This is a genomic window from Flavobacterium sp. Arc2 (assembly GCF_041431385.1).
In the GTDB taxonomy this organism is placed as follows: domain Bacteria; phylum Bacteroidota; class Bacteroidia; order Flavobacteriales; family Flavobacteriaceae; genus Flavobacterium.
Window position 1 is genome coordinate 29,373 of the sequence record NZ_JASMRH010000027.1, and the last position, 13,574, is coordinate 42,946.

At 35.9% G+C, this 13,574-nt stretch carries 9 protein-coding genes; 3 read left to right on the forward strand and 6 right to left on the reverse strand.

Annotation, left to right across the window (positions count from 1 at the left end; translation table 11 throughout):
• Positions 1-62: 62 nt before the first annotated feature.
• From QO182_RS16350 to QO182_RS16365, 4 genes are all read right to left on the reverse strand, one after another.
• A complete protein-coding gene (locus QO182_RS16350) occupies positions 63-1,496 on the reverse strand; it encodes an OmpA family protein (protein ID WP_371537477.1) in 1,434 nt (477 codons plus the stop codon).
• A 133-nt stretch (positions 1,497-1,629) separates the two neighbouring features.
• Positions 1,630-2,823, reverse strand: a complete 1,194-nt coding sequence (gene kbl, locus QO182_RS16355; RefSeq protein WP_371562820.1) for a glycine C-acetyltransferase — start codon at positions 2,821-2,823, stop codon at positions 1,630-1,632.
• A 139-nt stretch (positions 2,824-2,962) separates the two neighbouring features.
• Entirely contained in the window at positions 2,963-6,670 is a 3,708-nt protein-coding gene (locus QO182_RS16360) for a UvrD-helicase domain-containing protein (protein ID WP_371562847.1), read from the reverse strand.
• A gap of 204 nt (positions 6,671-6,874) precedes the next feature.
• On the reverse strand, positions 6,875-7,471 hold the full coding sequence (locus tag QO182_RS16365; RefSeq protein ID WP_371537483.1) for a hypothetical protein: 597 nt from the start codon (positions 7,469-7,471) through the stop codon (positions 6,875-6,877).
• A gap of 204 nt (positions 7,472-7,675) precedes the next feature.
• Between QO182_RS16365 and rbfA the strand changes: the two genes are divergently transcribed.
• Positions 7,676-8,068: a 30S ribosome-binding factor RbfA gene (gene rbfA, locus QO182_RS16370; RefSeq protein ID WP_371537486.1), complete on the forward strand. Its 393-nt coding sequence runs from the start codon at positions 7,676-7,678 to the stop codon at positions 8,066-8,068.
• A 1-nt stretch (position 8,069) separates the two neighbouring features.
• Complete coding sequence (locus QO182_RS16375) at positions 8,070-9,269, forward strand: ABC transporter permease (RefSeq protein WP_371537488.1); 1,200 nt, start codon at positions 8,070-8,072, stop codon at positions 9,267-9,269.
• Positions 9,270-9,342: 73 nt separating this feature from the next.
• Here QO182_RS16375 and dusB read toward each other — a convergent pair whose 3' ends face one another.
• On the reverse strand, positions 9,343-10,335 hold the full coding sequence (gene dusB, locus QO182_RS16380; RefSeq protein ID WP_371562823.1) for a tRNA dihydrouridine synthase DusB: 993 nt from the start codon (positions 10,333-10,335) through the stop codon (positions 9,343-9,345).
• A 273-nt stretch (positions 10,336-10,608) separates the two neighbouring features.
• On the opposite strand from dusB, the gene lepA reads away from it, so the two are divergent.
• On the forward strand, positions 10,609-12,405 hold the full coding sequence (gene lepA, locus QO182_RS16385) for a translation elongation factor 4 (RefSeq protein WP_371537492.1): 1,797 nt from the start codon (positions 10,609-10,611) through the stop codon (positions 12,403-12,405).
• 128 nt (positions 12,406-12,533) lie between these two features.
• Here lepA and QO182_RS16390 read toward each other — a convergent pair whose 3' ends face one another.
• Positions 12,534-13,466 carry a 1-phosphofructokinase family hexose kinase gene (locus QO182_RS16390; protein ID WP_371562825.1) on the reverse strand — a complete coding sequence of 311 codons (933 nt, stop codon included), beginning with the start codon at positions 13,464-13,466 and terminating at the stop codon, positions 12,534-12,536.
• Positions 13,467-13,574: the final 108 nt, after the last annotated feature.

Consider the following 13,574-nt stretch of genomic DNA (forward strand, 5'->3'; position numbering starts at 1 on the left):
CATAAAAATAAAAAAAACGCCCCGATAAATCGAGGCGTTTTCAATAAATATTTTAGAAAAATTTATTCTTTGATTAAAGAAATTTCAACTCTTCTGTTGTGTGCTTTTCCTGCAGCAGTTTTGTTAGTATCCATTGGTTTAGTTTCACCGAAACCAGTAGAGTTCAATCTATCTGCTTTGATACCATTTTCGATTAAGTAATTTTTAACCGCTGCAGATCTGTTTTCAGATAAAGTTTGGTTCATTTCGTTACTTCCATCGCTATCAGTATGACCTTCAACTAAGAATCTTGAATAAGGATATTCTTTTAAGATTTCAGTGATTGATACTAAAGTTGGGTAAGTTTGTTTTTTGAAAGACGCTTTTCCAGAATCAAACAAGATAGTTCTACTATACTCATTCAATTTCATCATAACAGCTTCTGATACTTCAGGACAACCTTTGTTAGCAACAGTACCTTTTACTTCTGGACATTTGTCATCTTTGTCTAAAACTCCGTCTCCGTCAGTATCAGGCCAAGGACAACCAGCATTTTCTTTTGGTCCTGCAACAGTAGGACATTTGTCATCTTTATCAGCTACTCCATCTCCATCAGCATCAGGACAACCTTTCAATGCAGCTAAACCAAATACATCTGGACAAGCATCATCTTTATCAGCAATACCATCTCCATCAGTATCAGGACAACCGTTTAATGCAGCTAAACCAAATACATCTGGACAAGCATCAGCACTATCTTGGATTCCATCTCCATCAGTATCAGGACAACCATTAAATTCTTTTAAACCTGCAACATCTGGACACGCATCATCTTTATCATAGATTCCGTCTCCGTCAGTATCTTTTCCTCCAAATTTGAAAGTAAGACCAGCAGTATGTTGGAAATGAGATGGAGCATCAGGAGTTCCTGAAGCATCTTCTCTATCTCCAAAAGATTTTTTGTAAGAAGTCTCAAGAGAGAAACCAACTTGATCAGTAAACCAAAATGTCAATCCTGCACCTGGGTTTAATGTACCATAACTACTATCTCCAAAGAAAGTATAACCACCACCAACATGTAATGAAGGATCAATTACTTTTGAATTAATAAGAGTCATGAAGCTATATTTTACACTAGCATCAATACCGTAATACATCAAGTCTCCAGGGTTAGAAACTACCATTCCTCTTGAATCATGTCCAGTTGCTGTTGGAGCAAATTTTACATAATTATCGATTTTGTTTACAGAACCTTGCACTCCAAAAGAGAAATTATCTCCTAAATATTTAGATACACTGATGTAAGATACAGAAGGAAGAATATTCCAATTATCTTTTACAGCGAATGGTTGAGAAAAATGTTGGTCTAACCAACCATTTCCACCATCTGCACTAGTTCTAGTGTCTACGGCATTAACTCCAAAAGAGATAGCCCATGGATTATTACTGTCTTGTGCGTGAGAGGTTAACCCCATCACCATCATCGCAGCAACAAAAATTTTGTTAAGATGTTTCATACTTATTTTTTTTAATTACAATTTAGTTAATTACAAACAAAAGTAACACGTAAATCTCGAACCACAAAAGGAAATGTTAAAAAAAACCTATTAAAATCAGAAAAAATGGCAATTATATAACTTTAGATTATAATTACACAACTTTTAAAGCCTTACCAACCTCAATAAATGCTGAAATTGCTTTATCTAAATGCTCTTTTGTATGCGCTGCAGAGAGTTGAACCCTTATTCTCGCCTTATCTTTTGGTACAACTGGGAAGAAAAAACCTATTACATAAATGCCTTTTTTTAACAATTTATCCGCCATAGTTTGTGATAATTTGGCATCATATAACATTACTGGTACAATAGCCGAATCTCCATCAACGATATCAAATCCCGCTTTTTTCATTCCTGCTTTGAAATAATTAGTATTCCATTCCAGTTTATCTCTTAACGTAGTGTCTTTTTCTAATAGTTCAAAAACTTTAATCGATGCTCCCACAATTGCAGGCGCTAAAGAGTTAGAAAACAAATAGGGTCTTGAACGCTGACGTAGCAATTCAATAATTTCTTTTTTGGCAGTTGTATATCCACCCATAGCTCCACCCAAGGCTTTCCCAAGAGTTCCAGTAATGATATCCACTCTTCCCATTACTCCTTTAGCCTCAAGCGTACCTTTTCCTGTTGCTCCAATAAAACCAGCTGCGTGGCATTCGTCTACCATTACCATAGCGTCATATTTATCAGCTAGGTCACAAATTTTATCTAAAGGCGCTACAACCCCATCCATCGAAAAAACACCATCCGTCACAATAATTTTAAAACGGCTTCCCGCTTCATTTGCTTTGATTAATTGTTGTTCTAAATCAGCCATGTCGCTATTTGCATAACGGTAACGTGCTGCTTTACACAAACGAACCCCATCAATAATAGAAGCATGATTCAAACTGTCTGAAATTATAGCATCTCCTTCTCCAAATAAAGGTTCGAAAACACCTCCGTTAGCATCAAAAGCCGCTGCATATAAAATAGTATCTTCCGTTCCGTAAAACTCAGAAATTTTTCTTTCTAATGTTTTATGAATATCTTGTGTCCCACAAATAAAACGCACCGATGACATTCCGAAACCATGTGTATCCATTGTGTCTTTTGCCGCTTGAATAACCTCTGGGTGCGATGACAATCCCAAATAATTATTAGCACAAAAATTCAAAACTGTTTCTCCTGTCGAAATCGTAATTTCAGCATCTTGTGGCGAAGTGATGATTCTTTCTTTTTTAAAAATTCCGTTATCTTCTATTGTTTGCAATTCGTTTTGAAGATGTTCTTTTATTTTTCCGTACATAATTTATGGTGTATTTTGTTTAAAGTTTAAATTGTTTCAAGTTATTCTGAATAAAATAACAGCATTAAAATAAGCATTCGTTTATCATTAAACTCTATTTAGTTCTAGAACTCAATTTTGCGAATAATTCATTTTTACGCTACAAATTTACTACATCGATTTCTTTTCCGATATAAATCAGCGCTTTTTTTACGACTTTATAACCCATTAATTCAATTGCAGATTGATAATTCTCTAATTGCTTCTGATATTTAGCATTGTGAACTCCTGTTTTATAATCCAATAAATAAACTTCTTTGTTTTTTGTCACAACCATTCTATCTGGTTTTATCGTTTTCCCTTCCTTTTGAATTATGGTCTGTTCATTCAGCACTTCATGCTCTTCAGAAAAAAAGAATTCCAACTCTTCATGATTTACAATATCTTGAATTGTCTTGTGTACCAATTCCTTTTGATTGAAAGTAATCAATCCGCTTTCAATAGACTTAGTGACCGCTAAATCAATGTCATTTTTTGTCTTTACAAAAGATAAAATTTCGTGTACCACATTCCCATACTCTATAGACTCTTGCTGATGCGTTCCCCACATTAAAGCTTCTCGCTGGGCTATTTTAATATTCTTTGGATTTAAAACTTCAGCAACTACGCGGATTGCTTTTGAAGTATCAATATGCTTTGCCTTGTTTGATAGTTTTGTAGCGCCCCCAAATTCATACTCCAATATATTTTCGTCAAAAACTCCTTTGCTCGTTAAATAATTAATAAAAAAAGTACACATATTGTTTTTAGGAACTTCTCCTTTACTAGACAAATTCATATTCGAAATAACATACAGTTGTTCCTCGGCTCGAGTTAATGCCACATATAAAACATTTACATTATCTAATAACTCTTCTTGCTTCTTTTGATCATAGACGGATTTTGCTTCAACACCAAAACCTTCTACCGCACTACTGTTATCCACTAACACCTTTGGCAGACCAAAACCCATCTCTTCGCCGTCAAGCCATAATTTATCTTTTGGCTTCCTATTGTAATCTTCTTCGGCGAAAGGCATGATTACCACAGGAAATTCCAATCCTTTGGACTTGTGAATAGTCATAATACGAACCGCATTATTTCCTTCTGGTGACGGAATACTAAACTTCTCTGCATTTTTATCCCAAAAATTCAAGAAGTCGGATATTCCTGCTTGATTTCGCACATCCCGTTCGAGAACAATATCAAGAAAATATTGAACGTACGCATTCCCCACCCCAGCCCTCCCCGAGAGGGAGGGAGACTTACTGGCTACATTGTCTTTTGATTCATTAGCCGAATTAAATAATTTGTCATTATTTAATTCTAACATTTGTTCTTGATTTTTCAATGCACCTTTGATCGCATTTAAAACTTGCGAAATCGAACCTACTACCTCTTCATTTCGAAAGCGAATTACTTTATAACCTAATTCGGTTAAAACTTTAGTTCGTTCTTCATCTAATGCAATTTGCTCCGGCGTAAAATGGTAGCCACCATCCACCTCAACTATAAGTTTTTTTGACAAAGAAACAAAATCAACAATGTAATTATCGATTAAATGTTGTTGCCTAAATTTACTCCCCAAAGATTGAGTTTTAAGTTCATCCCAAAGTATTTTTTCGGCAACAGTAGGTTGTTTTCGATGTCCTATTGCTTTTTCTAATAACAGATGAGAATAATTACCACCAGTCTTGTAACCCTTTTTATTTGACTCAAGAACCGCATCTTTTCTACCCAAACTTTCAACAGTCAGCATATCAACACTGTCTCCCCCTCTTTTGGAGGGGGCTGGGGGGAGGATAAATTTCGACACTATCACTTCAACCGCCTCATACAATGATTTTTTCCTAATATTTTGAAAAGACAGCGAAATATCATAACTCATTAGCCATTTCTCAAAATCGGCTTCTAGTTTTTGTTCCATTCCTTTTGCAATGAAATCATGAACCGACAACTGATCCTGAATATTTTCGGCGATATAGTGGAGAAAATGAGCTTTCGCCTCTAAATCGGCATTGTTTTTCAGGTATTTTAGAAGGTGAATAATCAGTCTGACTTCGGTTGCGTTCTGAATCATCAACGTTTCTGAAGACAAGAGTGGAATATTTTGTTCTGTCAAATAATTAGCAATCGCAATTCCTTGACTTCTTTTACGCGTTAAAATAACGATGTCTTTGTATTCAAATCCTTCTTGAAGTACTTTTTGAATCGTACTCAAAGTTGCTAAAACAAACAACTCGCTTTTATCAAGAGCGTCTTCGTCCTCTTCTGTGCTTTCCACCTTTGGAATAAAGGAAATATTAACGTAACCACCCGTTTTATCATTTGATTTCTGGTGGCTGTGATTTTCATATAAATCTTTGTAATCAGGCTGTTCAAACTCTGATGACAACAGCTTGAAAAATTCATTATTAAACTCAATTACCTGCGAATAAGAACGGTAATTTTTATCTAAATGCTCTAATTTTTTATCTGGATTATTAAACGGATTATTGTCTTTACTCAACTCAATAAACTGCTCGGCTTTACCTCCGCGCCAGCGGTAAATAGATTGTTTGGGATCGCCCACAATCATTAAAGTTCCTTTCTCTCCATAATCGTCTTGACCAGCAAGCGCATTATCAATCAACGGAATTAAGTTTTGCCATTGCATCTCTGACGTATCCTGAAATTCGTCAATAAAGAAATGACGGTAACGTTCTCCTAATCGTTCATATATAAATGGTGCCGGTTGATTTTGGATTTCGCGATGAATAAGCGAGTTGAATTCGGTAATCGAAAGCACATTTTGCTCTTCTTGAATCTTAGCTAATTCATTGCTGACCGTATTCAGTAAAGATAGCGGCGTGATGTTTTTAAGGAAGGCTTTATAGAAATCTCTTTTTTCGAAATTTTTATAAATCGTTGCCAAAATCTGAATTAACTCCGGAATCAGATTTTCTATTAAAGCACGGTCTTTGGCGGTTTTATTGATGGCAATATCATCAAACTCGTGAAAGGTTTTGTTTTTCGGATTAAATTTTCCGTCTCGAATGCTGATTAAATGATTCGGAAACGTTCCTCTAGAAAACGATTTCAGGTCTATTCCGTTATTTTCTATCAGTGTCAAAGCCGCTTGCGCAAATTCGGCGTTGTCTTTTTCTAAGACTTTACAGGACTCAATTAATTTCTTTTTGATTTCGACAAAATCGGCAATGGACTTATCATGAAAATGGGTGATTTCATTCCGGTGATTTTCATTGAGAACCAAGCGACCCGTATCCAGAATTTCACGCGAGATGTCCCAAGATTTATCATCATCGGTTTTTTCCATAGTGAAATCGATCAATAACTTAGTCAGCGTTTCATCCTCCCCAGCTTGCGCGATGATGGCGTCTACCGCCTCTATTAATAAATTTTCTGTATCCAAGGTCACCTCAAAAGTCATAGGCAACTTTAAATCGTGGGCAAAGGCACGAATTACTTTATGGGTAAACTTATCAATGGTCGAAATATCGAAAGCGGCATAGTTATGAATAATATGCTTGATAATTTGTTGCGATTTACTTTTGATTGCGATAATCGAAAGTCCCGTATCCGTGGCTAAATCCTGCATCAAATCGAATGCTTTTTTAGAAGGCTCGTCTTTGGCAAATTCAGACAAACTTCCTACGATTCGGCTTTTCATTTCGTGCACCGCTTTATTGGTAAACGTAATGGCCAGAATATTTCTATAGGCATCATTTTTATGCGCTGTAAGAATAATTTTTAAGTATTCTTTGACAAGCGCGTAGGTTTTTCCAGAACCTGCAGAAGCGTCGTATATGGAGAAGGAAGGGCGCCCCACCCCAACCCTCCCCGGAGGGAAGGGAGCCGAAACTGGATTTACTGTATGTTTTGAATTGCTATTATTTTCCATGGTGATCTTGTGTCTGAAAAGCTTTTTTTAGCAAAAATGCTTTTCATTATCGTAGCTACTATTTTTTTTATGTTGAATACTAAAATCCTCTTTTCTTGAAAGTGAACCTAAGTTCAAATATAATTATTGAATTTATGGCTTTATAAATTTTATTTTATCAGATTTTTTTGGTCTTACTGGTAAAGGTAATTCTAAAGTATCCTTATTCATTGTGTAATTTACAAACGCTTTTCTTTTGTCGACAACATTTTTAATTTCCTTTGTGGTATTATCATGACTTTTACTCTTTCGTAATAATTCATTGGATAAATACTTTGATGATTTAAATTTTTCAGAAAGAGTATTTTCGTCAAAATTAAAAGAGAGCGACCGTCCGTTCTCATAATCAATTTTAATTCTAATTACAGGGTAGTCGCATACACACATTTTTACGGAATCTGGATTTTTTTGATATGTTTCTACCGAAGGATTTTTTGTGTCATCTTCAATATTCTTTAAGTACTCTTTTTCTATACTAAAATTATAATATGTGAGTTTGTTACTATTTTTTTCCATTTGAACATTGCCGAATTTATCAACATTAGCATACAGTAGAGGATAAATTTGTAATCCATAATTCTCATATGATGAAATATACCTGTAAGACATAATTTCAATTGACCTTACCCCACTACCACTTGGCGAACAACTTAAAAAAAATAGCAGAAGAAAAATCAACACTCTATTCATAAAATTGGATTTAGATTCTTGATTTAAACGTAACATTCTTAGGTAAAAAAATCCCTAGCCCTGATGGAAACGGCATCCTTTCTTGCCAGGGTTTGACAGGAAAGATATAGTGTACAGCAGGAAAAAGCTTCTAAAAAACAGCTTTAATAATAGGTTGCTTTTAAAAATTGTTTGTTTAATGTTTAAAAGTAGTATTTTTGCACTATGGAAACAAATAGACAGAAAAAAATAGGTGGGGTGATCCAAAAAGATTTGGTTGATATCCTACAAGGTGAAGTGAGAAAAAACGGAGTAAGTAATTTAATTATTTCGGTATCCAAGGTTGTTGTAACTTCAGATTTATCTGTGGCGACGGTTCATTTAAGTGTTTTTCCTCAGGATAAAGCAAAAGAGATTTTAGAGGCTGTTAAGTCGAATGCTAAAACAATAAAACATGATTTATCACAAAGAGTACGTTTGCAATTGAGAAAAGTACCTAATTTGGTTTTCTTTATTGATGACTCTTTAGACTACATTGAAAAAATTGACAATGCTTTAGCCAGTAAAGATAATCCTATTGAAAACAGAGATCTTCTAGAGAAACGCAAGCTGATATAATTTGAATTTCCCCCTTTACATAGCCAAACGTTACATTTTAAGTAACAGTAAAAACAATGCCATAAATATCATCAATCGCATTGCGAGTATGGGAATCATTGTTGGCGCCATGGCTTTATTTGTGGTATTATCTGTTTTTAGCGGATTGAAAGTTTTTAGCCTTTCATTCACGAACGATATTGATCCCGACATAAAAATAAGCAGCACTTTAGGAAAATCATTTCTCGTTTCTCCATCGCAAGAACAACAAATAAAGAAAATTGACGGCGTGGCTTCCTACAGCAAAATTATAGAGGAACGCGTTTTATTTGTTTTTGATGATAAGCAGGTCGTTACGTATTTGAAAGGAGTTGACACCAACTTCAGTAAAGTGAACGACATTAAGAAAACATTGTACAACGGACAGTGGATTGAACCTGACACCTATCAGGTTGTTGTGGGCTATGGAATTGCTCAGAAATTCTCAATGGGATTACTGGATTTTACTAAACAGCTGGAAGTTCTAGTTCCTAAACCTGGAAGAGGAGCAATTACAAACCCCGAACAAGCTTTTAACAAAACCGATGTTTTCCCCGTAGGTATTTATGCCATCAGCGAAGACCTTGACTCTAAATACGTTTTTGCAGATTTAGGTCTGGCCCAACAATTATTGGAATATAAAACCAATCAGATTTCAGGAATTGAAATCAAAGAAAAAAAGGACGCTGATGAAGCTGCAATCATCCAGAAACTGCAAACCATTTTCAAAAACAAAATCACTGTAAAAAACAGGGCTCAGCTCAATGAAGCACTATACAAAATGCTGAACACGGAGAATATTGCCGTGTATTTAATATTTACCTTGGTGATAGTCGTGGCCCTTTTCAACCTCATCGGGGCATTGATTATGATGATTCTGGACAAAAAAGGAAACTTAAAAACACTTTTTAATCTGGGAACAGAAATCAAGGATTTACGTAAAATATTTTTACTTCAAGGAACGCTACTGAGTATCTTTGGCGGAATTATTGGACTTCTTTTAGGAATTGCAATTGTGTTACTGCAACAGCATTTTCAACTGGTAATGATTACCCCAACACTTGCCTATCCAGTGGTTTTCACACTTGAAAACGTATTGATTGTTATGGGAACGATTGTTACTTTAGGTTTCATCGCTTCATTGATAGCGAGTAGCCGAGTAAGTAAGAAGTTATTAGATTAAATTTCTAAAAATAAAACACAAAACCCACTAATTAATATTTCTAAATTAGTGGGGTTTGTGTTTTACGACTTATCTATACTACCTCATAACCTGCGTATGCTTGTTCTATTTCGTTTAAAATAGCAAACAATTCAACAGGATTATCTTGGGTAACTAATTTTTGTTTGAACGGTTTAAACGAATGAATTCCTTTAAAATAGTTAGTATAATGAGGACGAGTTTCCACAATTCCTAATCGCTCTCCTTTCCATTCCATTGCCCATGCTAAGTGATTGCACACCGCTTCTACTCTATCGACAACTGTAGGTTTAGCCAAATGCTCACCCGTTTCAAAGAAATGTTTGATTTCGTTAAAAATCCAAGGATATCCTATCGCGGCACGACCAATCATTATTCCGTCGATACCATATTCATTTTTATATTGCAATGCTTTTTCAGGGCTGTCGATATCTCCGTTACCAAAAATAGGCATCGTAATTCTTGGGTTATTTTTTACTCGGGCTATGTGCGACCAGTCTGAATGACCTTTATACATTTGCGCACGCGTTCTGGCGTGAATACTCAAGGCAGCAACTCCAATATCTTGAAGACGCTCTGCAACCTCATCAATATTAATGGAATTATCATCCCAACCCAAACGGGTTTTTACCGTTACAGGTAAATGGGTACTATCAATAACAGCTTGCGTTAAGCGAATCATTAAGTCAACATCTTTTAATACTCCAGCACCCGCACCTTTACAAACTACTTTTTTTACAGGACAACCAAAGTTAATATCAATGATATCTGGATTTACTGTAGAAACAATTTTAGAAGACAAGGCCATTGCCTCTTCGTCACCTCCAAAAATCTGAATACCAACAGGTCTTTCATAATCGAAGATATCTAATTTCATTCGGCTTTTAATGGCATCACGAATTAGTCCTTCGGAAGAAATAAATTCTGAGTACATCATATCGGCTCCGTGCATCTTACACAACCTGCGAAAAGGTGGGTCGCTCACGTCCTCCATAGGAGCAAGAAGTAAAGGAAAATCCGGTAATTCTATGTTGCCAATCTTAATCATCTGCTTAAATTTTGTGCAAAATTACGCTTTTTTGATCAAAGGATGAAATAGCGACGATGAAAGACTTATTACTTAACTCATTAGTTTGCGATTTGGGACTTTGAAACTGTTGAATTTAAACTATATTTGCAGATTAATGGTCGCACTTTAGCAGATTGCGTCAGGGGTTGCAGCAAAAACACTTGTGGTTGTGAGATTGCAGTGATAAGATTACAATAAAAAGCCCGTTCGTCGCGGCGAACAAGCCCTTAATAAAATTGACACAAACAGAATATGAAACATATAAGGAATTTTTGCATTATTGCACATATTGATCACGGTAAAAGCACACTTGCCGACCGTTTACTTGCCGCTACCCAAACCGTTACGGCACGTGAAGAGAAAGCACAATTACTTGACAGCATGGACTTGGAACGAGAACGTGGTATCACGATAAAAAGTCATGCGATCCAGATGGAGTATACGTATAAAGGCGAAGAATACATCTTGAATCTGATTGATACTCCTGGGCACGTAGATTTTTCTTATGAAGTTTCCCGATCTATTGCTGCCTGTGAAGGGGCGCTTTTGATTGTGGATGCAGCGCAAAGTATACAAGCTCAAACCATTTCAAATCTATACTTAGCTTTAGAAAATGACTTGGAAATTATTCCTATTCTGAATAAAGTAGATTTACCAAGTGCCAATCCCGAAGAAGTAAGTGATGATATTGTTGATTTATTGGGCTGTAGACTCGAAGAAATTATTCACGCCTCTGGGAAAACCGGTTTAGGAGTAGAAAACATCTTGGCTGCTATTATCGAAAGAATTCCACCTCCAAAAGGAAATGTTGATGAGCCGTTACAAGCTTTGATTTTTGACTCTCATTACAACCCATTTCGAGGAATTGAAGTTATTTTCCGTGTTATAAATGGAGAAATTAAAAAGGGTCAGAAGATTAAATTCATGGCTACTGGAAATGAATATTTCGCAGACGAAATTGGAACATTAAAACTGAACCAAGTTCCGAAAAAAGTTATTTCCACTGGTGATGTTGGTTATTTAATTTCAGGAATTAAAGAGGCCAAAGAAGTAAAAGTTGGAGATACAGTTACAGACGCAAAAACACCAACGACCAAGATGGTTAAAGGTTTTGAAGATGTTAAACCAATGGTATTTGCAGGGATATATCCTGTTGACACCGAAGATTATGAAGACCTTAGAAACTCTATGGAAAAACTACAATTGAACGATGCTTCACTTGTCTTTTTACCTGAAAGTTCCGCCGCTTTAGGATTTGGTTTCCGTTGTGGATTCTTAGGAATGTTACACATGGAAATTATCCAGGAACGTTTAGAACGTGAGTTCAACATGACTGTAATTACTACAGTTCCCAACGTTTCGTATTTTGCTTACACCAAAAAAAATCCTGAAACTGCATTAGTAGTAAACAATCCAACTGATTTACCGGAGCCTTCTAAATTGGATCACGTAGAAGAACCTTTCATAAAAGCAACCATTATTACGAAATCTGATTTTGTGGGTAACGTAATGTCATTATGTATCGAAAAAAGAGGCTTGATTACGAATCAAACCTATTTAACTACGGATCGTGTTGAATTGACTTTTGATATGCCACTCGCTGAGATTGTATTTGATTTTTATGACCGTTTAAAAACCGTTTCTAAAGGATATGCTTCTTTTGATTATGCTCCTATTGGAATGCGAACTTCAAACTTAGTGAAAGTTGACATATTATTAAATGCAACTATCGTAGATGCCTTATCCTTATTAATTCACGTAGACAATGCTTACCACATTGGTAAAAAAATGTGTGAAAAATTAAAAGAATTAATTCCGCGTCAGCAGTTTGATATTCCGATTCAGGCCGCTATTGGTGTGAAAGTGATTTCCCGTGAAACCATTAAAGCGTTACGTAAGGACGTTACCGCAAAATGTTATGGTGGTGATATTTCCCGTAAACGTAAATTATTGGAAAAACAGAAAAAAGGAAAGAAACGTATGAGACAAGTTGGAAATGTAGAGATCCCTCAAGAAGCTTTTATGGCTGTTTTGAAGTTGAATGACTAAAGCCCCCTAACCCCCCAAGGGGGAACTACAATATTAAGAACCCTGATGATGTAAAAATCATCAGGGTTTTTTATGCTTTTCAAGCTTGCTTTTACTTCGTCGGTTCGCTTACTCTCGTGTGGCGAATCTTATTTATCCTTCAACCATTCGAAAAGTCTTTTAGCATCTTCCAATTTAAATAGCTGAGTACCTTCATTCATCGTTGCTGCCGATCCACAAGCCACTCCCCAACGGATTACTTCTTTCAGCGTTTTATTTTGTGAAAGAGCCCAAACCATTCCTCCTACCATGCTATCTCCAGCACCTACGGTACTTTTTTTAGCGACATTTGGTGCAGGAACATAGTCATAGGAACCTTCAGTAACTAATACTGCACCTTGAGGCCCAAGAGAAACAACCACAATTTTAGCTCCACCCTTTGCAATGATTTGCTTAGCAGCAGCATTTACCTCTTCCATTTCCAGACGTTCGACACCAATTAGTTTGGCCAATTCACCTACATTAGGTTTAATTAAATACACTCCTATCTCTAAAACTTTTTTTAACGCTTCTCCCGAAGTGTCAACAATCAGTTTTGAATTTGAATTTTTTGCTATTTCGGCAATCTCCTGATAAAAATGTACAGGCAATCCTTCCCTTAAACTCCCGCTTACAACGATAAATTTCGAATCAATACTTTCAACAGTTTTAATAATTTCGTTTTTTTCAGCATCCGTAATTGAAGTTCCTGGAAAATTGAAACGGTATTGCGAATTGGTATTGTCATCAACAGCTACAAAACTTTCTCGAGTCCAGTTTTTAGTTTCAATGCTCTGAAATGAAATTGATTCCTTATTTAAAATTTCTTTTATCATTTCGCCTGATGGTCCGCCAGAAGCCATCACCGCTAATGATGTTCCTTCAAGGCGAGATATTGCTTTAGAGACGTTAATTCCTCCTCCGCCCGCATCATACAAGGGAGCTTCACATCTAATCTTCTGCTCTGGCACTAGTCCAGAAAAATGAGCACTTTTATCAAGTGCAGGATTTACAGTTAGGGTTATGATTTCGTGTTTTTTCATTCTATAAATTTAATGATAAATGAAATAAGTTCTCCTACTTACCTCTGATATTTAAAAATTCTAAAAAATAAAAAGGCGAAGATTTAAATCTTCGCCTTTGGGTTAATT